The organism is Anatilimnocola floriformis (genome assembly GCF_024256385.1).
GTDB classification, from domain to species: Bacteria; Planctomycetota; Planctomycetia; order Pirellulales; family Pirellulaceae; genus Anatilimnocola; species Anatilimnocola floriformis.
Genome location: NZ_JAMLFW010000001.1, coordinates 5421648 through 5441324, shown reverse-complemented (window position 1 = coordinate 5441324; position 19677 = coordinate 5421648). Strand labels below are relative to the sequence as shown.

Annotated in this window: 18 protein-coding genes; 10 read left to right on the top strand and 8 right to left on the bottom strand. The window is 58.2% G+C overall.

Going from position 1 to position 19677, the window contains the following annotated elements; genetic code table 11:
* Positions 1-19 precede the first annotated feature (19 nt).
* A complete protein-coding gene (locus M9Q49_RS21480) occupies positions 20-2467 on the bottom strand; it encodes a DUF1549 and DUF1553 domain-containing protein (RefSeq protein WP_254510889.1) in 2448 nt (815 codons plus the stop codon).
* 237 nt (positions 2468-2704) lie between these two features.
* On the bottom strand, positions 2705-4078 hold the full coding sequence (locus tag M9Q49_RS21475) for a DUF1501 domain-containing protein (protein ID WP_254510888.1): 1374 nt from the start codon (positions 4076-4078) through the stop codon (positions 2705-2707).
* Positions 4079-4304: 226 nt separating this feature from the next.
* On the opposite strand from M9Q49_RS21475, the gene M9Q49_RS21470 reads away from it, so the two are divergent.
* Both M9Q49_RS21470 and M9Q49_RS21465 read left to right on the top strand, forming a co-directional pair.
* The gene (locus tag M9Q49_RS21470) at positions 4305-5705 is read left to right on the top strand and encodes a hypothetical protein (protein ID WP_254510887.1); all 1401 of its coding nucleotides are present in this window, start codon (positions 4305-4307) and stop codon (positions 5703-5705) included.
* A 90-nt stretch (positions 5706-5795) separates the two neighbouring features.
* Positions 5796-6359: a hypothetical protein gene (locus tag M9Q49_RS21465; protein WP_254510886.1), complete on the top strand. Its 564-nt coding sequence runs from the start codon at positions 5796-5798 to the stop codon at positions 6357-6359.
* 169 nt (positions 6360-6528) lie between these two features.
* Here M9Q49_RS21465 and M9Q49_RS21460 read toward each other — a convergent pair whose 3' ends face one another.
* Together M9Q49_RS21460 and M9Q49_RS21455 are read right to left on the bottom strand one after the other, a co-directional pair.
* A complete protein-coding gene (locus M9Q49_RS21460; protein WP_254510885.1) occupies positions 6529-7266 on the bottom strand; it encodes a hypothetical protein in 738 nt (245 codons plus the stop codon).
* Between the two features lie 13 nt (positions 7267-7279).
* Positions 7280-7711 carry a DUF1810 domain-containing protein gene (locus M9Q49_RS21455; protein ID WP_254510884.1) on the bottom strand — a complete coding sequence of 144 codons (432 nt, stop codon included), beginning with the start codon at positions 7709-7711 and terminating at the stop codon, positions 7280-7282.
* Positions 7712-8081: 370 nt separating this feature from the next.
* On the opposite strand from M9Q49_RS21455, the gene M9Q49_RS21450 reads away from it, so the two are divergent.
* A complete protein-coding gene (locus M9Q49_RS21450; protein ID WP_254510883.1) occupies positions 8082-8585 on the top strand; it encodes a DUF4282 domain-containing protein in 504 nt (167 codons plus the stop codon).
* A gap of 3 nt (positions 8586-8588) precedes the next feature.
* Here the strand turns inward: M9Q49_RS21450 and M9Q49_RS21445 are convergent, their stop codons facing one another.
* A complete protein-coding gene (locus M9Q49_RS21445; protein ID WP_254510882.1) occupies positions 8589-9284 on the bottom strand; it encodes an SIMPL domain-containing protein in 696 nt (231 codons plus the stop codon).
* Between the two features lie 180 nt (positions 9285-9464).
* On the opposite strand from M9Q49_RS21445, the gene M9Q49_RS21440 reads away from it, so the two are divergent.
* From M9Q49_RS21440 to M9Q49_RS21430, 3 genes are all read left to right on the top strand, one after another.
* On the top strand, positions 9465-10559 hold the full coding sequence (locus tag M9Q49_RS21440) for an SMP-30/gluconolactonase/LRE family protein (RefSeq protein WP_254510881.1): 1095 nt from the start codon (positions 9465-9467) through the stop codon (positions 10557-10559).
* A gap of 124 nt (positions 10560-10683) precedes the next feature.
* On the top strand, positions 10684-11001 hold the full coding sequence (locus M9Q49_RS21435) for a DUF6959 family protein (RefSeq protein WP_254510880.1): 318 nt from the start codon (positions 10684-10686) through the stop codon (positions 10999-11001).
* A 225-nt stretch (positions 11002-11226) separates the two neighbouring features.
* On the top strand, positions 11227-13989 hold the full coding sequence (locus M9Q49_RS21430) for a phosphoenolpyruvate carboxylase (protein WP_254510879.1): 2763 nt from the start codon (positions 11227-11229) through the stop codon (positions 13987-13989).
* Positions 13990-14026: 37 nt separating this feature from the next.
* Here the strand turns inward: M9Q49_RS21430 and M9Q49_RS21425 are convergent, their stop codons facing one another.
* Positions 14027-15154 carry a DNA alkylation repair protein gene (locus tag M9Q49_RS21425; RefSeq protein ID WP_254510878.1) on the bottom strand — a complete coding sequence of 376 codons (1128 nt, stop codon included), beginning with the start codon at positions 15152-15154 and terminating at the stop codon, positions 14027-14029.
* Positions 15144-15614, bottom strand: a complete 471-nt coding sequence (locus M9Q49_RS21420; protein WP_254510877.1) for a VOC family protein — start codon at positions 15612-15614, stop codon at positions 15144-15146. Before M9Q49_RS21420 ends, M9Q49_RS21425 begins: the two co-directional genes overlap by 11 nt.
* 87 nt (positions 15615-15701) lie before the next feature.
* Between M9Q49_RS21420 and M9Q49_RS21415 the strand changes: the two genes are divergently transcribed.
* Entirely contained in the window at positions 15702-16214 is a 513-nt protein-coding gene (locus M9Q49_RS21415; RefSeq protein ID WP_254510876.1) for a methylated-DNA--[protein]-cysteine S-methyltransferase, read from the top strand.
* Here the strand turns inward: M9Q49_RS21415 and M9Q49_RS21410 are convergent.
* Positions 16195-18522 (bottom strand): arylsulfatase, encoded by a 2328-nt coding sequence (locus M9Q49_RS21410; RefSeq protein ID WP_254510875.1) that lies wholly within the window; start codon positions 18520-18522, stop codon positions 16195-16197. The genes M9Q49_RS21415 and M9Q49_RS21410 overlap by 20 nt on opposite strands.
* A 111-nt stretch (positions 18523-18633) precedes the next feature.
* On the opposite strand from M9Q49_RS21410, the gene M9Q49_RS21405 reads away from it, so the two are divergent.
* From M9Q49_RS21405 to M9Q49_RS21395, 3 genes are read left to right on the top strand one after another with little or no spacing between them, the layout of a single operon-like run.
* Positions 18634-18969, top strand: coding sequence for an ArsR/SmtB family transcription factor (locus M9Q49_RS21405; RefSeq protein ID WP_254510874.1), 336 nt, complete (start codon positions 18634-18636; stop codon positions 18967-18969).
* 9 nt (positions 18970-18978) lie between these two features.
* Complete coding sequence (locus tag M9Q49_RS21400) at positions 18979-19425, top strand: SRPBCC family protein (RefSeq protein ID WP_254510873.1); 447 nt, start codon at positions 18979-18981, stop codon at positions 19423-19425.
* Between the two features lie 43 nt (positions 19426-19468).
* On the top strand, positions 19469-19675 hold the full coding sequence (locus tag M9Q49_RS21395) for a hypothetical protein (protein WP_254510872.1): 207 nt from the start codon (positions 19469-19471) through the stop codon (positions 19673-19675).
* The last annotated feature ends 2 nt before the right edge of the window (positions 19676-19677 follow it).

Here is a 19677-nt window from a genome sequence, read left to right as displayed (position 1 = left end):
TAATCGCAATCGGAATGGGCTAATGATTGAACACAAACTCCTTGCCGCTCATCACGCTCCAAAAGATGTCTTCGAGCGTGGCGCGCTTCTCACCTTCGGGGGCATTACTCAGTTCCTGCAGAGCTTGGCTTTTTTCTTTCTCGGTCGGTGGACGCGAGAGCGCTGCGAGGAACAGATCGTCGAGCATCGTGGCGGGATCTTGCTTGAGCGCGATGTCGACTGCGTTGTCTTTTTGCTTCAGCTTGTTGTTCACCGTTTCGCCGTTGAGTAAGTGGAAGACTTGCGTCATGCTCGGCTCGTCGCTTCGTTCGCATTCACAGGTAATGAGGCGATCGGGCCGACCGAAGGTTTTGAGAAAGTACGAGTCGACGAAGGAATCGGGGAGTTGCAACGCCCGTTTCGCAGCAACCGCATCGCCGGGTTTGCCGTCGGGCTTCATCGCGCGGAATTGCGAAGGGGCGCCGCTGACCTGCGAGATGGCATCGAGCAGCACTTCGGCTTTCAGACGCTTGGGGTAATAGCGGCTGTAGAATCGCTCGTCGGCTGCGTTGCCGGGGAGTGGTTGGCTGCTGCGTTGATAGGTGGTCGATTGAAGAATCTGCCGCATGAGTTGCTTCAGATCGTAGTTGTGCTCCTGCACGAATTTGGCCGCAGCAGTCAGGAGTTCATCGTTGCTAGCTGGATTGCTCGCGCGGAGATCATCGACTTTTTCGACCAAGCCGACACCGAAGAAGTTGGCCCAGACGCGATTGGTAATCGCGCGCGTGAAATAGGGGTTTTCTTTCGACACCAGCCACTCGGCGAGCTTCACGCGGCGGTCGGCAGTGTCGTTGAACTCGACTGCTTTGCCATCGAGAGGCCGCGGCGTTTGTGCCGTGCCGCGACTGGGCTGCAGCAGTTCGCCTTGCGTATCGGAATAGACGACTCGCAGGCCATCGCCGTTGCGATAGTCGCCGCCCCAGCCCTTGGCTCGCACACGGCTGAACATGTTGGCCATGCCGTAGTATTGGTCGTTAGTCCATTTTTCCAGCGGATGGTTGTGGCACTTCGCGCAGCCGATCGAGAGCCCCATGAAGGCCTGCGAAACGGTCTCCGCCATGATCTCGGGATCTTGATGGAGCGCGTAAAAATTCGCGGCGCCATTCTCGTGTGTGCTCCCGGTCGCAGTCACGATCTCGTAGACGAACTTATCCCACGGCTTGTTCTCGGCGACGTTTTTCTTGATCCAAGCATGATACGCCTCGAGCGCCTTCGGTCGGAGTCGTTCGCCAGAGAGGAGGAGCAGATCGCCCCATTTGTTCGTCCAGTAATCGACAAACTCCGGCCTGCCGAGGAGTTGATCGACGAGCCGATCGCGTTTGTCGGCGAGGAACTCTTTTGTTTCAGCCGCCGTCGGCAACGTGCCAATCGTGTCGAGAAAGGCACGGCGGATGAAGGTGGCGTCGTCGCAGCGTGGCGAGGGAGGGATCTCGAGCGATTGCAACTTCGCGAGCACGAGCTCATCAATGAAGTTCTTTCGCTCTTCCTTGGCAAACGATGTGGCGGTGAGTTGATTCGGATACGGCGACGAAACGTAAGCCATCTCGGTGAGATTGAGATACCAAATGCTCACGGCTGCCTCGCCGCTGCCGCTGATCTTTACCAGGCCGCGCTCGTTTACCGCGGCGACGGAACTGTTGGTCGAAACATACTTGGCCCAGCGCGAAACATCTTCCACATGGCCGTCATTGAAATGCGCGAGGACGATCAGCTGCTGCTCTTTGCCCGGCGACTGACGGGAATTCTTCGGCAGCACTTCAAGCCGTTTGATCTGCGGATCGTCGTCACGCGGTGGCGGCGTACCGGCTGCGATCCATTCGGCGATGACGCGATATTCTAGCGACGCCGGGTCGAGCTTCACGCCACCTTTGTGCGGCAGCAGGCCGGTTGGCTTCGTCAGAATCAAGCTCCGGCCCGGATCGCTGGGCACAATCCGCCGGCCGATCGCTTGCCGTGTGAGATACGAATAATCGGCATCGACATCGAAGCCAAACAGCGTGAGGCGAAAACCTTTCTGGCCCGCGCGAGCGCCGTGGCAAGCCCCGCCATTGCAGCCTTGTTTGCTAAGAACCGATTCGACGTGATTGCGGAAGGACCACGCGAAAGGCTTTTCCAGATTCGCGACAGTTACCTCCGAGGCGGCTGTTTTTCCGCCTGCTTCTGCGATGATCTTTGCCGTGCCGTTTGCGATAGGAATGGCCACGCCGTCTTCGATACGGACGATCTTATCGTCGCTGCTGGTGAACTTTACGCCGTCGCGCAGTTGATGCTGGAACAAGTCACCGGCACGTTGTTGCACGACGAGCGTTTGACGTGCTTCGGTTGAAGATAGCGAGATCTTCGGCGGCAGTAGCACAAGGTCTGGTTCAACCGCCCGCGCGTAAGTCGTCACGCCGAGACAAAGTGCTGCTATTAAAAAACGCCACATGGCAATGGTTACCTGGAGTTCTTCTTAGCCGCCAGCTTTAGCTGGCGGTTCTGGCTCAAAGATCTGCTCGGCTTTAGCCATTGCTGGAGTCGCGGCGCGACCCAAACGAGGCATGGCTAAAGCCGGAAACTCTTGATGAATGCTAACCACCGGCTAAAGCCAGAGGCTTAAAAGTAAAACGCTGAAGCGATCCGTTCGCGATGCGGTCGGTAGTTGGTCCGCGCAGCGGGCCCGACGCTAAAACAACTCTTTCACTTCATGCTTGCCGAAGTCGACCAGCGGGAAGGGGCGGCCGGCGGGGCCGGGCAGGGCGGTTTCCAGGTCGAAGCCGAGGCTCTTGTAGATCGTGGCGACGACTTCGGCGGGCTCGGTCGGACGCTCGGCGGGATAGCCGCCGGTTGGGTCGCTCTTGCCGATCGCTCGACCACCTTGAATGCCGCCGCCGGCGAAATACACGCTGAAGCACTGCGGCCAATGGTCGCGGCCACCGGCGGGATTGATCCGCGGCGTGCGGCCGAACTCGGCGAGGTTGCACACGAGCGTTTTCTCGAGCATGCCGCGGTCCTGCAAATCTTCGAGCAGCGCGGCATAGGCCTGGTCGTACATCGGCGCGACGATGTCCTTCATCCCTTCGATGCTGGTGAACGGTTTGCTGCCGTGAATGTCCCAGGTGATCTCGTTGAAGACCGTCAGGAACGTGTTGACTGTCACGAATCGCACGCCAGCTTCGATCAATCGCCGCGCGAGCAGGCAGCATTGGCCAAAGCGATTCACGCCGTACTTTTCGCGCATGCCGGGCGATTCTTTCGACAGATCGAAAGCGGCTCGCGCTTGGGGGCTGGTCATCAGTCGATAAGCCGATTCGAAGTTGCTGTCCATCAACTTCGCAGCGGGACTCGCTTCGAACTGAGCCACTTGTTCTTCGACAACGCTGCGGAGCCGACGCCGGCGTTCCATCCTCGCTTCGCCCAAGTCTTGCGGTGGCAGCAGATCGGGAACTTTGAAATTAGGTTGCGATGGATCGGCCATCAGCGAGAAGGGATCAAAGGCCTTGCCGAGAAATCCGGCATCCTGGCCGTGCGGAAGATTTCCGCCGGTCGAGCCCATCGGCTCGGGCAAAATGACCGACGCGGGCAAATCGGTTTTGCGGCCGCGCAAGTAAGCGACCGCGCTGCCGGCATGCGGCGTATTCACTCCGCCCGAGAACAAGCGGCCCGTCTGCAGCATCTGATGACCGGTGTCATGCACGGCAGCCGCCGTGTGATAACAGCTACGCACGATCGAGAACTTGTCGGCATGTTTAGCATGCCGCGGCAGGATCTCGGTGATTTGAAAATCACCGTTAGTCGAGATGGGCTGAAACGGCCCCCGAATTTCCGCCGCCGCGTTGGGCTTCGGATCAAAGGTATCCATCTGGCTGGGGGCACCGAGATTAAAAATCAGAATGCAGGCCCGGTCGTCGTGCTCTTTGCTCACGGCCCCAGCTTCGCGAGCGGCGAGCAACTCCGGCAGTCCCAAGCCGATGGCTCCAAGGGCGCCGACCTGCAGAAAATCGCGGCGAGTCACGCCGTCGCAGGTCTGGGCAGTGCCGACATCCGTCAAACGCAGCATAAAAACCTCGGCCAAGGCGGGAGAGAGCGAACTATCGCACGCTAACACAGCTGCGGCCTAATATCAACGCGCAGCTGGGTTTATCGATGCTGGCAAGGGGAAGCAATGCGGTCGCCGCGGCGAGACTTTCTCTCGTAACTGGGGTTTAAACCAGATACAATCGATGTATCGCGCTATTCGCTGCGCGATACGACCAAAACCTCGCCTATTCGCCGCGAGCCTTTCCATGAACAAAACCAATTGCCGGATGCTGCTGTTGGCCGCTATTGCGAGCCCATTGCTGGTGACTGCTGCTTGGGCTCAACCCGGCGGTGATCGTGGAGATCGGGGGGGCGATCGGGGCGGCGGCGAACGACGCGATTGGCGCGGTGGCGGCGGTAGCTTCGATGCGACCGCGATCATCAAAGGCTGGGATAAGAACGGCAACGGTATTATTGAGCCCAGTGAACTCGACGACCGTTCGCGCCGCTTTGCCGAAAGCATGGCCCGTCGCGGTGGCCTCGACATCACTCAGCCGGTTCCCATCGACAAGTTTATTACGGCTTCGCAGATTCCTCGCGAAGGTGGCCCGCCGGGTTCGGGTGGTCCTCCGGGATCGAGTTCAGGTTCGCCTGGTTCCAGCAGTGGCGATTCGCGCGGCGGAGACTACCGGGGCGGAGATCGTGAACGGAGCGACAGCGATCGCGACCGTGAACGAAGCAGCAGTTCGTCGAAGTCAGCCACACCCGCGACTCCTGGCTTTGGGGTTGCCGCTGGCACGCCGAAGGCATCTGGCTTTGATGTGCCGCTGACAGCGAACGCCAGCGCCAACGCATCTCTGGAAAGTCGCTACGACGCCCGCGTCATCGAATACGTTGACAAGATGCTCCGCGACTACGACAAGAACCACGACGGCTTTGTGGACAACATCGAATGGAAAGACGGCAAATGGTCGACGCCGCCTGAAGAGTCCGATACCAACCGCGACGGCAAGCTCAGCAAAGCCGAACTCTGCGAGCGGATTGCCCGCCGGTTCGGTTTGACCGGCCCACCAGGATCGAACAATGGTTCCGGCAGCGGCGGCCCCAGCAGTGGCAGCTCTTCGAAGGATTCGAACTCCGGCGGTGGCGATTTCAACAAGTTCAAAGAATTTGCTGCCGGCCTGATCAAGCAGCACGACCGCAATAAAAACGGTCAGCTGGAGCGGGATGAATGGGGTGACCTGAAATCCGAACATCGAGCCGCCGACGCGAACAACGACAACGTGATCACGGTCGACGAGCTCGCCGTCAAGCTGCAAGCCTTTAGCGCCAGCCAAGGAAGCGGCAGCGGCAGCTACGGATCGCGTGATTCACGTGACTCGCGCGGTGGTGATTCTCGCGGCGGAGACCCACGCAAGAGCGGCAAGAGTAACACCGCCAGCAAGAAGGACTACCGTTTCCAAACCGCCGCCGATCGCCTGCCGAAGGGCCTACCCGATTGGTTCCTTCGCAGCGATGCCGATTCCGATGGTCAGATTGCGATGGTCGAGTATGCCACCACCTGGACTGACGCCACGGCCGCTGAGTTTCAAAAATACGACCTCGACGGCGACGGCTTCATCACGCCGCAAGAATGCCTGACTTCGCTGAGCTCGGTGAAGAAATAAGCAGGCAGTCGTCCGCCGTAACCCGCGGCGTGACGCCGCGGGGCAGAAAAAATGCAACATTTTCTTGAACTTTAATATGCCCCCTCTAAGATGAGGGCAGATCTTTGGCATATTGGTTGGACCGCGGCGCAGCAAAGGAGAACTTATGCGCCTATCTATGTTCGTTTTGGAGATGAAACGATGATTGCGATTCCTCGCAATCATCATGCGGGTTGGGCTGTCGATCTCGACAACTTGAAACCCGGCTTTATGTGGTCACTCGTTCGCCTGCGCGAGTTATTAGGTAATGAACTCCGCATCGCGAATTTTTCAGGCGCCGGCTACTTGCGGAAGGATTCGCGCGGCTCGCTATTGAAGCGAGCTCGCGATGCCGAACGCCATGGAATTCGAGTGGTCTATACGTTTGAAAATGCGGACGGTCAGATCCTTTACGATCTGGTCGGTTTGGCAAATCGACTCGATACGTTGATTATTGCCTCGGAAGATCTCGGCTTTTGCGATCTCCTGCAATACTTGTCAGATCGATGTACCATTCATGTGGTCGTTTCCAAGAAGCCACATGCCCGCTTGACGCGAATTGCGAATCTCAGTGGTGGTCGAGTTTTTCGACTAGACGATCCTCACGTCCGAGAACATATCTCCGTGACCCATTGAGATTGCTACCAAACAATGCCCCTTCAGCATTCGGCCGGAAGTTAATTCCGTCGCAGCCCCTACGATTTTCCAGTTGATGGGACAATCTGCTCATCAATACTGCCGCGGTTACACCCAAATGGTCCCCTGGCCTGTCGTCAGGGGACTTTTTTGTTTCTTGCCGAGCTTGTCAGTTTCCTTCCGCAATATCGCGCAGGCTCACCAGTTTCATCTGACCAAACGGATTCTGCATGGCGTTTGCGCGTCGAGTGGCGGGGCTTGGTTGAAAGATGACTCGAAATCGCGGCCCGTCGAGATCGGCGATCAGATGGCCGTCGGCGATGGGTTTGTCGTCGCGGCAGACGTAGAGGATGACTTCGATGATATCGAAGCCCTGCACCTCGATGTCTTCGCGCTTCATCACGATGTCGCGAAAGCCCAGCACGTGCATTCCCATCGTGTGCACTTCGTGCTCGCCGCGATAGATGCTCACGAAGGCAAAGCTGACAGCTTCGATGCTGGCGTCTTCGGTGTACTCGAGCCAGTTCTGCCCTCCGTGCGAGAGAACGCTGTTATCGATGAACACCCCCGCGCCGCCGGCGCGAATGATCGCCGCCGCGGCCCGCATCATCGACCGCGCGGCATCCATTGAACCACCGGGGCCGCTGATCAGTACATTCGCCGTGTAGTTGACGATCGTATTCCGTTCGTCCTCAGTGGGTGCACGGCGGCAGGACGAACGAAAGATTTCGGCGAACTGTCCATCGGCAGGGACCGGTGACATCAGAAACCGCTTGCCGTCGGGAAGTTCGAGTTCCGCTTCGTCCGTCAGCCGGCAGTCTTTGGGAATCGCTTCGATGATCTCCTTCGGTCCGGACCATTTGCCGGGGATCCGCATATCGATCGTGATTTCCTCAGGAGAGTCCATGGCAATTTTGCTTTCACGAAGGTTCGCCGAGCAACTGCAGTGTCTTGGCATCGCGCTCGCCAGCGTAATACCTGGCCAGCAATTGTTCAAACACGTTGCCGGGTAGCGAAACGGCGTCAAACAGCGTGCAGCAAGATTTCAATTTCATGTCGTCCGGCGATCCAAAGATCTGCCGCGCAGACTTCCCTTGCACTTCCAATGCGGCCAACACGCAACGAATGAGTCTGGGACCGAGAACTTTGTGCTGCAAATACGCCTCGGCTTCCTCGCGACTGTTGATCGCATACTGCTGTGACATCGAACTAAAACCGAGACCGCGAAACTGCGGAAAGATGTACCACATCCAGTGTGAGACTTTCTCGCCCGCTTGGACTTCGGCGAGTGCGTTCGCAAAGTCTTCGGCCTGCGCGTTGACGAAGCGTTGTAAGTCAAAAGGATCTGGCATGGCAGCGTCAATTTCGCAGGAGAATTTTTTATTGGGTTATAGAAACGTTTGTGGTGGAGTTTGACATGGCGGGCATCCAGAATGTCATGGCTGATATTCAGCGAGCGATATCAACCTGCCATTCTGTCTTGAGGATTGTTACCGTATGAGCCAGATCATTTCCTGCACCAATTGTGGAAGCAAGTGGAACTATCCTGGTCCGCTCGCCGGCTCGGTTCCCTGCCCTAGCTGCCGCCATCCAATTTCACTCGTTAGCAGTCCTCGGAACATACCTCATGCCCCGCCACCTGGCGCAGCAATGCCGCATCCTCCAGCGCAGCCAATTCCCCAGGCTCATCCTGCGCCTGCTCCGCCACCCGTTGTCGGGCCGATGCCGAGTTCCAATCTCGTGATCGAAACCTCTGCCGACACGCGCCGATCGGGTCGACTTGCGGCGCCGCGGCCCTTTTTGGAGTCCACCTCGCCTCTCGATCTTTTTGACTGGAAGTTCGAGAAGTATCTCACGCCCTGGATCGTGCGATTTACTTGGTTGGCAGTCCTCTCGATCGCCGGTATCGGGTGCATGCTCTGGACGATCAACTTTGTTCTGTCGTTGGAGCCAGAGCGGCCGGGCTCGCAATCCGTTGTCGGCATGGACCCGTTCCAACGTTCGATTTATCAGCCGCCGCGCTCGTCTACCAAGCAATCAATGATTGATCCCAGGGTAATGTCACTGGTCTATCGCGTCATCATGCTGTTGATTTCGTTTACATTTACCGTGCTCTGGCTACTCTGGATTCGCGTCTTGCTCGAATGCGCGATCGTCGTTTTCAACATCGCCAGGTCGCTGTCGTCGATCGATGAAAAGATTCTCAAGCCAACCGGCAATGTTTAGGCCTTATGGTCCGTTGGCCAACTCGAACCGCGCACGACATTTTACAAATATGGTGCGCGTCGGCCGTTGCAGATCGGGCGCTGCTTCCGCGGCTCCACCACAGGCGGCAGCCAGCATGACAGTGCCATAGCCAAATCTTCCGCTGTCGCCAGACCAGTCTGCATCGCCCGCAAAGCCCGAACTCCGCTGACTCCAGCCCCCTTCTTCAACCAAAATCGGCGATCCCAAAGTACAGCCCATCGCCGCGGCCAGGTTTGCAGCCTTTGTCTTCGCATCCCCGAATGCTCGGGCGAGCACTGTCGCCTTGTTGTCGCTGGAATCTTCGAACTCAGGCTTTTGCATTTGAACCTCGACGGTCCTCCGCTCTTTATTTCGCGACTGCAGTGGTTCAAGCTGTTCCAGCGCATGGTTCAGCCGGCCGAAGTCGGACACTTTGAGGATGACCTTCCGTTCCACGGTCTGCCCAACCTGCTTCTTCCAATACCAGGGTTGGTGAAAGGCTGAGCCTCCCTCAACGAGTTCACTGGCTTCGATGCCGGCTTGGCGGAGTACTTCGATTCCTTCGGCAGCGAGTGCAGATACTTCGCGAAATGCCGTTTCATCTTTGGCAGCGCGCACCCCGAACGTGACTTCCGCAATGAAACGCTTGGCCGTTTCAATGAACTCACCTTCTCCAATCACTTCCAGATAGCGATCCATGGAGTTTTCTCCCCTGCGGATGATTTTCACCGTATTGTGCGCAGCTGAATAGACAGTCGCCAGCACAACATGTTCGGCACGGGCACGCGAAAATTGCCGGGTCAAAGTTGTTTCCGGCACTCGTCACTGACTAAGCTGTAGCGAGCATTTCTGGCCTCTCACCTTTGGGAATCCTCTCCGATGAGCCAACCTTTGAATCGCCGTTCGTTCCTTTCCGCAGCCGCGGGTGTCACCGCCGCTGCGATCACCAGCAACGCCTTCGCCGAGCGCGATTTCAGCCCTGGCGCGGCACCGGTGCGTTATCCCGATCCGGACATCCTGGTGCTCGACGATCGCTTCAAGAAGTACGCGCTCGGCAATACGCCGATTCAGCGGCTGTATCACAACAATGACATGCTCTGGGCCGAAGGGCCGGCTTGGAACGGCGTGGGCAAGTATCTGTTGTGGAGCGACATTCCTAACAACTTGCAATATCGCTGGCTCGAAGAAGATGGCCACGTGAGCAAGTTTCGCAGCCCGGTTGGCAATAGCAACGGCAACACGTTCGACGTCGAAGGGCGACAGATTTCGTGCGAGCATGGCAATCGCCGCGTCGTGCGTTATGAATACAACGGCAAGCTCACGGTGCTCGCCGACAAGTTCGAAGGCAAGCCGTTCAACGCCCCGAATGACGCCGTCGTTCATCCCGGCGACGGCTCGATCTGGTTTACCGATCCGGGCTACGGCAGCCTGATGAATTACGAAGGGAACAAAGGCGACCTGCAACTAAAGGAAGCCGTCTATCGCATTGATGCCCGCACCCTCCGCGTCGAAAAACTGACCGACGAAATCTACAAGCCGAACGGCCTGTGCTTTTCGCCGGACTACAAGAAGATCTACATCGCCGACACCGGCGCATCGCATTACAAGGAAGCCCAAAAGCACATCAAGGTGTGGGACATCGTCGACAACAAACTCGTCAAGGGTCGCGAGTTTGCCTCGATGAAGCTGATGGTGAAAGACGCCAACGGCAAGGTTGAAGAAAAGGCCGGCATGGCCGACGGCATCCGCTGCGATATCGACGGCAACATCTGGGCCAGTGCAGGCTGGGTCGGCGCCGGTTACGACGGCGTGCATTGCTTCGCACCCGACGGCGTGCGGATCGGCCAGATCTTGCTGCCGGAAATCTGCAGCAATGTCTGCTTCGGCGGCACGAAACGCAACCGCCTCTTCATGACCGGCAGCACATCGCTATATGCGGTGTATGTGGAAACGCAGGGCGCGCACATTACGTAGGAATTGCTGTTGGTTTAGCAACAAGGAAACTCTCTCTCCTTGGTACTCCCGGGGGAGAGTCGGGGTGAGGGGCCGAAGTGCAAGTAGGTCTCGCGCTATGACCGGTTGATAAATGGAGTATCGAATGTTCCACGAAACGCTGGAAGTTTACGCAAGGGATTCAAACTACGCGATCATTAAACCACCCGGTCGCAACTATCCGGGCTGCGTCATTCAAGGCGATTCACTGTCGCGGCTGTACGAAGACGTTCGCCGATTGGCAAAACTGGCTGTCGTCGGAAATTCTGTCAGCGAGAGCATGGTCGAGCACATCGAAGAGTTGAACAACATGCTCATCCGTCGAATTCTGCACTATCAAGAAGTGCTGCACGAGCACGGCATTGCACTGCCCTATGGCCAACCATTCTCTGAGAATGATTTGATCCAAGACGAAGCGGACTAAGCCTCGCACCCGTCCGGCCAAGCCGGGTGTTCAAATGCTCGACTATTTGGCCTGATTGCCATTGCTGGATCGCCGGGGCTGACTCTGCGGGTTGTGTCAACTCTCCCTTGCGCAATTTTCATCGTCCCGCCCGTTCTGCCAAACGGCCTCTTCGATTAGGATGATTGCCAACTCGTCTGGGCGGTCGAGTTTGCTCAATTCATTCGAAGTGGAAGGAAATCCGCCGTGTATTTAGCCGGCCTGCTCGCCGTTGATTCGACTAAAGTCGAACGCGATCTTCGTTTCTTGATGGGCTGCTTTCGCGAGGTTCTCGCCGAAGCGGGCGACGCCGAGCTCGCCCGACTGCTGCCGTGGAGCGGAACGCCCCATCAGCCGCACGAGCCCGTCGGTTTGCATCCACCGGTCCGCCTGGTGCAAGCCTATTCGATCGCGTTTCAGCTCCTGACGATGGTCGAGGAAAACGCCGCCGCTCAGGCTCGCCGCGGGTTGGAAACGCACGAGGGCCTGATCGCGCCGCGAGCGTTGTGGCGGCAATCGTTCGACGATTTGCAAAACCGCGGCGTGACCACGGAGCAAATCACGGCAGCCCTGCCGCAGATGAAAGTCGAGCTCGTCCTCACGGCCCACCCTACCGAAGCCAAGCGTCAGTCGGTGCTCGAGCAGCATCGGCGGTTGTACTTGCTCCTCGTCGAACTCGAAAATCAATCGCGCACGCCGTTCGAACAGAAGCAGGCCCGCGAACAAATCAAAGCCGTGCTCACCACGCTTTGGCTGACCGGCGAAATCTACTTGCAGAAGCCCGACATCGAGTCGGAACGCCGCAACATTCTGCACTATTTGAAGAACGTCTTTCCCGACGTGCTGCCGCTCCTCGATGTGCGCATTCGGCAAGCGTGGGAAGACGCGGGCTACCCGCTCGAACTACTCGACTCGCCTTACAGTCTGCCGCGACTCTCGTTCGGCACTTGGATTGGCGGCGATCGCGACGGCCATCCGCTGGTGACCGCCGATGTGACGAAGCAGTCGCTAACCGAGCTGCGCGCCGCGGCGTTGAAGTTGCTGCGCTTTCAAGTCAACGATCTCGGTCGCCGTGTGAGCATCTCGCGCGCACTGCGGCAAGCGCCGCCGTCATTCGAAGCTCGTGTGCAGCAATACGCCGAGCGATTGGGCGATGCGGGGCATGCCGCCGTGAAACGCAATCCCGAGGAGCCCTATCGACAGTTCTGCAATTTGATGCAACTCCGCATGCCGCCGGATGTATTGCCCGCGAAGCCGGCGGAGTATCTCTATCGCCGTTCTGCCGAACTGCGCGAAGACCTCGACTTGTTGTACGAAGCGCTCCTTTCCAGCGGTGCGCGGGCGATTGCCGATCTCGTGGTCGAGCCGGTGATTCGCAGTGCTCAGTCGTTTGGGTTTCATCTCGCGGTCCTCGATGTTCGCCAGAACAGCCGGTTTCACGACCTGGCCGTTTCGCAGTTGCTTATCGCGGCGGGCATTCCTGACTCCGATTTTCACGAGTGGAACGAAGAGAAGCGGTTGGAGTTTCTCTGCCGAGAGCTCGAATCGCCGCGGCCATTTACTCGGCCTGATTCCGAGCTCGGTCCACAAGCCGAAGCTGTGCTCGGCAGCTTGCGAGTCGTCGTCGAAGAGATCCGCCTGCACGGCACGGATGGCATTGGTGCGCTCATCATCAGCATGACGCGCAGTTTGTCCGATTTGCTCGTCGTGTATCTCTTTGCCCGCGAAGTCGGTCTGCTCAAGCCCTCGCCAACCGGCCCAGTGATGCCGCTACCGGTCGTGCCACTGTTCGAAACGATCGAAGATCTCGAACGAAGCCCCGCCATTTACGAAGCGCTGCTGCAGCACCCGCTCGTGCGCCGCAGCCTCGAATTTCAACGCGAACAAAGCGGCCAGCCCGACATGGTTCAGCAGATCATGATCGGCTACAGCGACAGCAACAAAGACGGCGGCATTCTCGCCAGCTTGTGGAATCTGTATCGCGCTCAGCTTCGCTTGACCGAGACCGGAAAGAAGCACAAAGTCCGCACTCGCTTCTTCCACGGCCGCGGTGGCACGATCAGCCGCGGCGCTGGTCCGACGCACCGCTTCCTGAAAGCGTTGCCGCACGATGCACTGTCGGGCGATCTGCGGATGACGGAGCAAGGTGAAACGATTTCGCAAAACTACGCGAACAAGATCACCGCCGTCTATCAATTGGAACTCCTCCTCGCCGGCACCACGCGGGCGTCGCTGCTCGATTGGTATGCGCCAGATCCGGATCATCCGCTCGAAGCGACGATGGACAAAATCGCCGCGGTCAGCCGGCAGACGTACGAAGGACTGCTCGAATCGCCGGGCTTTTTCAGTTTTTTCCGCGAAGCCACCCCCGTCGATGTGCTCGAGCACAGCCGCATTGGTTCGCGCCCCGCGCGCCGCACCGGCAAGCCATCGCTGGCCGATCTGCGGGCGATTCCGTGGGTCTTCAGCTGGGGGCAGGCCCGGTTCTTCATCAGCGGTTGGTATGGTGTTGGCACCGCGCTCGAAACGCTCCGGCGAGAGCATCCTGAAGAATTCGCCGGCGTGAAACATCACCTGCTTACCTGGGCGCCGCTGCATTACGCCATGAGCAATGCGGCTACCAGCATCGCCACTGTCGATCTCGACGTGATCCGCGAATACGCCGGGCTGGTGCAGGATGAAAACGTTCGCAACAGTGTGATGAAGCTGATCATGACCGAGTACGAACGAACGTTGCACGCTCTCGAAGAACTCTACGGCGGTCCGCTCGATGAACGGCGGCCCAACTGGTTCGCGATGCAGCAACTCCGTCGCGACGGCTTGCGAACGCTCCATCGACAGCAGATCACGCTGCTGCGCGAATGGCGAGCACTGAACAACGCCGGCGAAACGGCAAAGGCCGAGCCGCTCCTCACGCAGTTGCTCCTCACCGTGAATTCGCTCGCGGCGGGGTTGGGCTCGACGGGCTAAAAATGCTTCCTTTCGCGGAGCGAAAGGCGACAATGGGTCATTTTGCCAAACGGCGTTTGGTGGCAGGGCTGTTGAGATCGCGGATGGCATCTTTGCCGATCCAGCGCGCGGTCGCGTTGTCGCTGTCACCAAGTTTCTTCGCGACGGCCATGGCTGCGGCGTGCAGCGTTTTGTTCCTTTTGCCGATCGTGCGCAGGGCCCAGTTCACGCCCTTCTTCACGAAGTTCCGCTCGTCTTCCGCGGCATTCTCGATGAGTTGCAGACCGGCCGCAAAGTGCTCGTCATCCAAGTGCTTGACATGCAACACCAGGCTGGCGAGCAACGCAAAGGCAGCCCGTTTGACGAACTCTTCCTTGCGCGTGGCCCATTCGTTGACCTTCGTCCAAGCCTCCGGCGCGCGATCGAAGAGGGCAAAACAAACCGTGTCGACAATGGCCCAGCTATCGAATGTTTTGCACCACGATTCCATTTGCTTCGCGGTAACTTTTTCCGGCTCGCCGACGAAGGCAGCCATCATCCGCGCTTCGTATACCTTGGACTTCCAGAGTTCTAGCGATAGTTCGTGATCGCGGCCGATCTTCTTCGCGAGCTTCCGCATTTCGCCCACCGGCACTCCGAGCGCGTTGTCGTTGGGAATCGCAAACCGCTCCATCCCCTGCCGATATTTCTCTGCCGAAAGCTTTTTCAATTCGGCCAGCACTTTTGCGACGTCGTAATTCACTGTCGTGCTCTTAGCCTTCGATGGCTTGGCAGTTTTCTTGGCTGGCTTCCTCGCTTCGATAAGTTGTTCGTTCTCCACAATCCTCGCTTTCACCAGCTTCTTCACTAGCGCCGACGGCAACGGCGAACCGGGTTCAAAACGAATCGTTCCCGGGCTCGTGTCGTAGCTTGTAAGCAACTCCTCGTGTTCGCCCACAGTCGAGTTGCTCATCAGATAGAACGCGCAATGGTTGCTAGTCGCGCCGATTGCAACCAGTGGCTTACCGTTCAGACGAAACGCGGCCAGGCCGTAGCTGACTCCTTCTACCGCCGCCGGGGCTGCAGCACGAATCGCTTGCCGGAGTTTCCCAAGGGCTGCCTGCTGCTCGGCAGTAAACCGAGCCAGGCATTCATCGAAGGTCGTCGGCTTGGCGAGTTTTGCGACGGGTTTCACTTTAGCTGGCATAGGCATCCTTCAGTTTTTGAATGTCGAGCTTAACCATCCCCAGCATCGCCTGCATGACCTGGCCGGCTTTTTTCGGATCGGGACTGCTGAGGTATTCGCCCAGCACCCGAGGTATGATCTGCCAGCTCAAACCAAACTTATCCTGCAGCCAACCGCAGCGGTCGGGTCGGCCGCCAGCGACGAGTTTGTCCCACAACTCGTCGACCTCGGGCTGCGTCTCACAACTGACGAAGAACGAAATCGCCGGCGTGAACTTGTACATCGGCCCGCCGTTGAGCGCGTGAAACTGTTGCCCCTCAAGCTCAAACGTCGCCGCCATCACCGTCCCTTTCGGCCCCGGCCCGTGCTCGCCGTAGCGGCTGACGGCGCCGATTTTCGAATTCGGAAAAATCGAGACGTAGAAATTCATTGCCTCTTCGGCCCGGCCGTCGAACCAGAGGAACGGAGTAATCTTTTGCATGGCGTGCCCCGCGAAGTCAAAGGGATATAATTGCAGCGTCGCCAGTTAGTCGATTGAGCGGACTCCGTTTCGACATGTTTTTCGGGAATGCCAGCTTTGGAAACGTTTTACAGCCAGTTCGAGTCACCAGTCGGCGAAATCACTCTCGTGGGCGATCAGAAATCCCTGCTGGGCCTCTACATGCCCGCTCACAAGCATTGGAAAGGTTTGCCCAGTGGTTGCCAGCGCAACGATGACGTGCTCGCTGCAGCCCGCGAGCAGCTAACGGAATATTTTGCCGGTGAGCGACAAGAGTTCGACCTGCCGTTCCGATTCGTCGGCACGCCGTTTCAGCAACGTGTCTGGCAAGAGCTGTGGAAAATTCCCTTCGGCGTGACGATCAGTTACGCCGAGATGGCCCGCCGCGTCGGTCAACCGACAGCCACGCGCGCCGTGGGTGCTGCCAACGGCCGGAACCCGATTTCCATCATCGTTCCTTGCCATCGCGTGATCGCCAGCGATGGCAAGTTGACCGGTTATGGCGGCGGCATGGAGAATAAACGGTGGCTGCTCGATTTTGAATTAGCAAACGCGCCGACGTCTATTTTTGCTCGACAGTAACTTTGATAATTTTCCCCGTGAACGCATTGTCGTGCTGTTTGTAGTCGGGCGAGACATTCGTTTCCGAATCGAGTCCCACGTCGGCCCCTTCATCGGCGGAAAAAGCAAACGGCTGGGTCTTGGGGATCTTCGCTTCGGCGACCGGCTTGCCATCGACGCTCAAGATCGATTTGCCGCCTGTTCCTGGCCTGGCTGCATCGGGAATGAACTCGTAACCGATCGTATGTTTGCCCGGCGCGAGCGCCGTATCGCCAGCAATGTTCGTGCGCTCGATCGCGAACCAGTTGTATTCGTGATGCGGTTTGCCTTCCTTGAAATAAACTGTCCAGCCGCCAAAGTAACCGGCCTGCGCGATGATCACGCCACTCGTCTTGTCGTCCTTCAGCTCGACTTCGGCTGTCACCGTGTGATGGACACCTTTCACATTGATGAAGGCGTTTTCCATCATGCCCGTCATACCGGGATAGACCGTGAGTGACTTGCGCCCGTTGAGTAGATCGGGCCGGCCAGCGATGCGTGGATCAAAGCGCTCCGAGCGGCGGTCGTCGATCGGCAGCACGTGATTGCGAACCGCTTCCTTTAGAAAGACGGCCTGCAACTCCTTCAGCTTCTCGGGATTCGTTGCGGCCAGATTGTTGGCCTCGGAGAAGTCCTCGTCGACGTTGTACAGCTCCCAAGTGTCGTCCTGCAGCGGCGGCAATTTGGTGAGCAGCCAAGGAATTGAATGTCGCGTGCACGCGACCCAACCCTCGTGATAGATGCCGCGGTTGCCGAACATTTCAAAGTACTGCGTCGTCCGCCGCTCGGCCGCCTTGGCGTCGGTGGTCGAATAGAGCATTGAAACGCCGTCCATCGGCCGTTGCTTCACGCCGTTTACTTGCTGCGGATGCGGAATCTTGGCGGCTTCGAGCGCGGTCGGCGCGATGTCGACCACGTGATGAAATTGGCTGCGAACTTCCCCCTTCGCTGCAATTCCCTTCGGCCAATGCACGACCATGCCGTTGCGCGTGCCGCCAAAGTGACTCGCGACTTGCTTGGTCCACTGAAACGGCGTGTTGCCCGCCCAAGCCCAACCGATGGCAAAATGCGGGAAAGTTTTCGGGCTCCCCCAATCATCAATGTGATCGAGCATCTGCTCGGCTTTTCCCTGGATGCCATTGAGGGCCATCATTTCGTTGTAAGTTCCCTCCGGGCCACCTTCGGCGCTCGAGCCGTTGTCGCCGACGACATAGAAGAGCAGCGTGTTCTCGAGCGCGCCGATCTTATCGAGTTGATCAACCAGGCGTCCCACTTCGTGATCGGTGTGCGCGGCGAAACCGGCGAACGTTTCCATCTGCCGCTCGAAGAGTTGTTTCTGCTTCGCGCTCATATCGGCCCAGGCCGGAATCTCTTTCGGCCGCGGTGTGAGTTTAGCATTGGCCGGAACGACACCGAGCTTCTTCTGCCGCGCGAACGATTCCTCGCGCAGTTGATCCCAGCCTTGTTTGAATTCCCCTTTGTATTTGGCGATCCAATCGGCCGGCGCGTGATGCGGTGCGTGCGTTGCGCCAGTCGCGAAGTACATGTAGAACGGCTTGTCGGGCGTCAGGGATTGCTGCGCGCTGACCCACTGCACCGCTTTGTCGGTCATGTCGACGGTGAAGTGATAGTCGTCGCGCTTCGGCGTTTCGACACGCGTCACACCGTCAAAGACGGCCGGCGCCCATTGATTGGTTTCGCCGCCAATGAAGCCATAAAACTTGTCGAAGCCGGAGCCAGTTGGCCAGCGATCGTAAGGGCCCGAAACCGAAACTTCCCACGGCGGCGTTTCGTGATACTTGCCGAAGGCCGCCGTGCTATAGCCGTTTTGCCGGAGGATTTCGGCGAGCGTGGTAATTTCTTTCGGCCGCACGCCGGTGTTGCCGGGGAAAGCAGTTGCTAGTTCCATAATCGCTCCGGCGTTGTTAGCGTGATGGTTGTGGCCGGTGAGAAGCGCGACGCGAGTGGGACTGCAGAGTGCGGTCGTATGAAAGCGGTTGTACTTGAGCCCGCCACCTGCGAGCTTCTCGAGCGTCGGCATGCGGATCGGTCCGCCAAACGCGCTGCTGTGGCCGAAGCCGATGTCGTCGATCAGCACGATGACGATGTTCGGAGCACCCTTGGGCGCCGTCACTTGAAACCGCGGCGGGGCCGCGGCATTGCGAGCGTCGAGCGTCGTGATCGGGACAACCGGCGGCGCCGGAATCGGCAAGATTGTGCGATCGAGTTCGGCGGCATTCGCCAGCGTGGTAACGAGCAAGCAGGCGGAGAGGAGTACTGCGAATTTCATGCAGAACCTTTCGACTTGGCAGAGCAGAAAAGAATTCACCGTAAGTGTACCTCATCCCGGCGAAAACGGGCGGGCTTGACTGGTAAGCATTTACTTACGTATAGTAAGGCCATGTCGCGTACCACTACCGAGCCCGAACCGGATATTTTTGCCGCCATTAGCCATCCGGCGCGGCGGCAGATGCTCGATTTGCTCGCGAAAGAAGATCACAACGTCAACGCGCTGGCCGGGCACTTTGAAATGAGTCGCCCTGCCGTTTCGCAGCACTTGCGGATCCTGCTCGATGCCGGCCTGGTCACTGAAGAACGCCACGGCCGTGAGCGTCGTTACCACTTTTTGCCCGAGCGCCTCGCCGTGGTGAAGGAATGGATCGCGCAGTACGAGCGGTTCTGGGACGATCGCCTGGCTCGACTGCAGAAACTACTTGCGAAAAAGAACAAGCACTGAGGATCGAACATGACCAATTCCATTCGCCGCGAAATGCAAGTGCCACAGGCGCGCGAGCAAGTCTGGCTCGCCATCACCGACAGCGAAACGCTGGCCGAGTGGATGTTTCCCAACGACTTTGAGCCGCGCGTGGGGCACCACTTCACGTTCCGCGTGCCGGCCAATCCCAAGCTCAACTTTGAGGGACTCACCGTCCGCTGCGAAGTACTGGAATGCGACCCGCCGCGCGATAGCACCGGCGGTCACCTCGCGTTCTCGTGGTCGGCGGGCGCTCCCGTCGAAAACACGCACGTCAGCTTTCAACTCGAAAGAGACGGCCAAGGCACGCGAATTCTGTTTGAGCATTCCGGCTTCGACTTGAGTCATCCATTCGGCGAGCACGCTTTCAAGGGCGCCGAGTACGGCTGGGCAAAGATGCTCAAGACACTCTCCGAAGTGGTCGCCAAACCCTCGTAACAATTCTCTGGTTACATTCTCCATCTACCAGCTGATCTACATCATGAAACGCATCATCCTCCGTTGGGTTCACATCATCTTCGGCCTGCCGCTGATCGGTCTCGTCTATAGCGCATCGGCTGACACCGAGCCCTATCGCCCGATCTTTCAATACTTCTTCATGCCGGTGTTGCTCATCACGGGCCTGTGGATGTGGAAGGGCCATTGGATTGAACGGCTGATCTGGAAAAAGCCTGCCAGTGAAGCCTAGTT

Excerpts from the sequence above, each read along its gene's own strand:
- M9Q49_RS21480 (WP_254510889.1), bottom strand. The coding sequence starts at position 2,467 with ATGTGGCGTTTTTTAATAGCAGCACTTTGTCTCGGCGTGACGACTTAC.
- M9Q49_RS21475 (WP_254510888.1), bottom strand. The coding sequence starts at position 4,078 with ATGCTGCGTTTGACGGATGTCGGCACTGCCCAGACCTGCGACGGCGTG.
- M9Q49_RS21470 (WP_254510887.1), top strand. The coding sequence starts at position 4,305 with ATGAACAAAACCAATTGCCGGATGCTGCTGTTGGCCGCTATTGCGAGC.
- M9Q49_RS21465 (WP_254510886.1), top strand. The coding sequence starts at position 5,796 with ATGAGGGCAGATCTTTGGCATATTGGTTGGACCGCGGCGCAGCAAAGG.
- M9Q49_RS21460 (WP_254510885.1), bottom strand. The coding sequence starts at position 7,266 with ATGGACTCTCCTGAGGAAATCACGATCGATATGCGGATCCCCGGCAAA.
- M9Q49_RS21455 (WP_254510884.1), bottom strand. The coding sequence starts at position 7,711 with ATGCCAGATCCTTTTGACTTACAACGCTTCGTCAACGCGCAGGCCGAA.
- M9Q49_RS21450 (WP_254510883.1), top strand. The coding sequence starts at position 8,082 with ATGCCGAGTTCCAATCTCGTGATCGAAACCTCTGCCGACACGCGCCGA.
- M9Q49_RS21445 (WP_254510882.1), bottom strand. The coding sequence starts at position 9,284 with ATGGATCGCTATCTGGAAGTGATTGGAGAAGGTGAGTTCATTGAAACG.
- M9Q49_RS21440 (WP_254510881.1), top strand. The coding sequence starts at position 9,465 with ATGAGCCAACCTTTGAATCGCCGTTCGTTCCTTTCCGCAGCCGCGGGT.
- M9Q49_RS21435 (WP_254510880.1), top strand. The coding sequence starts at position 10,684 with ATGTTCCACGAAACGCTGGAAGTTTACGCAAGGGATTCAAACTACGCG.
- M9Q49_RS21425 (WP_254510878.1), bottom strand. The coding sequence starts at position 15,154 with ATGCCAGCTAAAGTGAAACCCGTCGCAAAACTCGCCAAGCCGACGACC.
- M9Q49_RS21420 (WP_254510877.1), bottom strand. The coding sequence starts at position 15,614 with ATGCAAAAGATTACTCCGTTCCTCTGGTTCGACGGCCGGGCCGAAGAG.
- M9Q49_RS21415 (WP_254510876.1), top strand. The coding sequence starts at position 15,702 with ATGCCAGCTTTGGAAACGTTTTACAGCCAGTTCGAGTCACCAGTCGGC.
- M9Q49_RS21410 (WP_254510875.1), bottom strand. The coding sequence starts at position 18,522 with ATGAAATTCGCAGTACTCCTCTCCGCCTGCTTGCTCGTTACCACGCTG.
- M9Q49_RS21405 (WP_254510874.1), top strand. The coding sequence starts at position 18,634 with ATGTCGCGTACCACTACCGAGCCCGAACCGGATATTTTTGCCGCCATT.
- M9Q49_RS21400 (WP_254510873.1), top strand. The coding sequence starts at position 18,979 with ATGACCAATTCCATTCGCCGCGAAATGCAAGTGCCACAGGCGCGCGAG.
- M9Q49_RS21395 (WP_254510872.1), top strand. The coding sequence starts at position 19,469 with ATGAAACGCATCATCCTCCGTTGGGTTCACATCATCTTCGGCCTGCCG.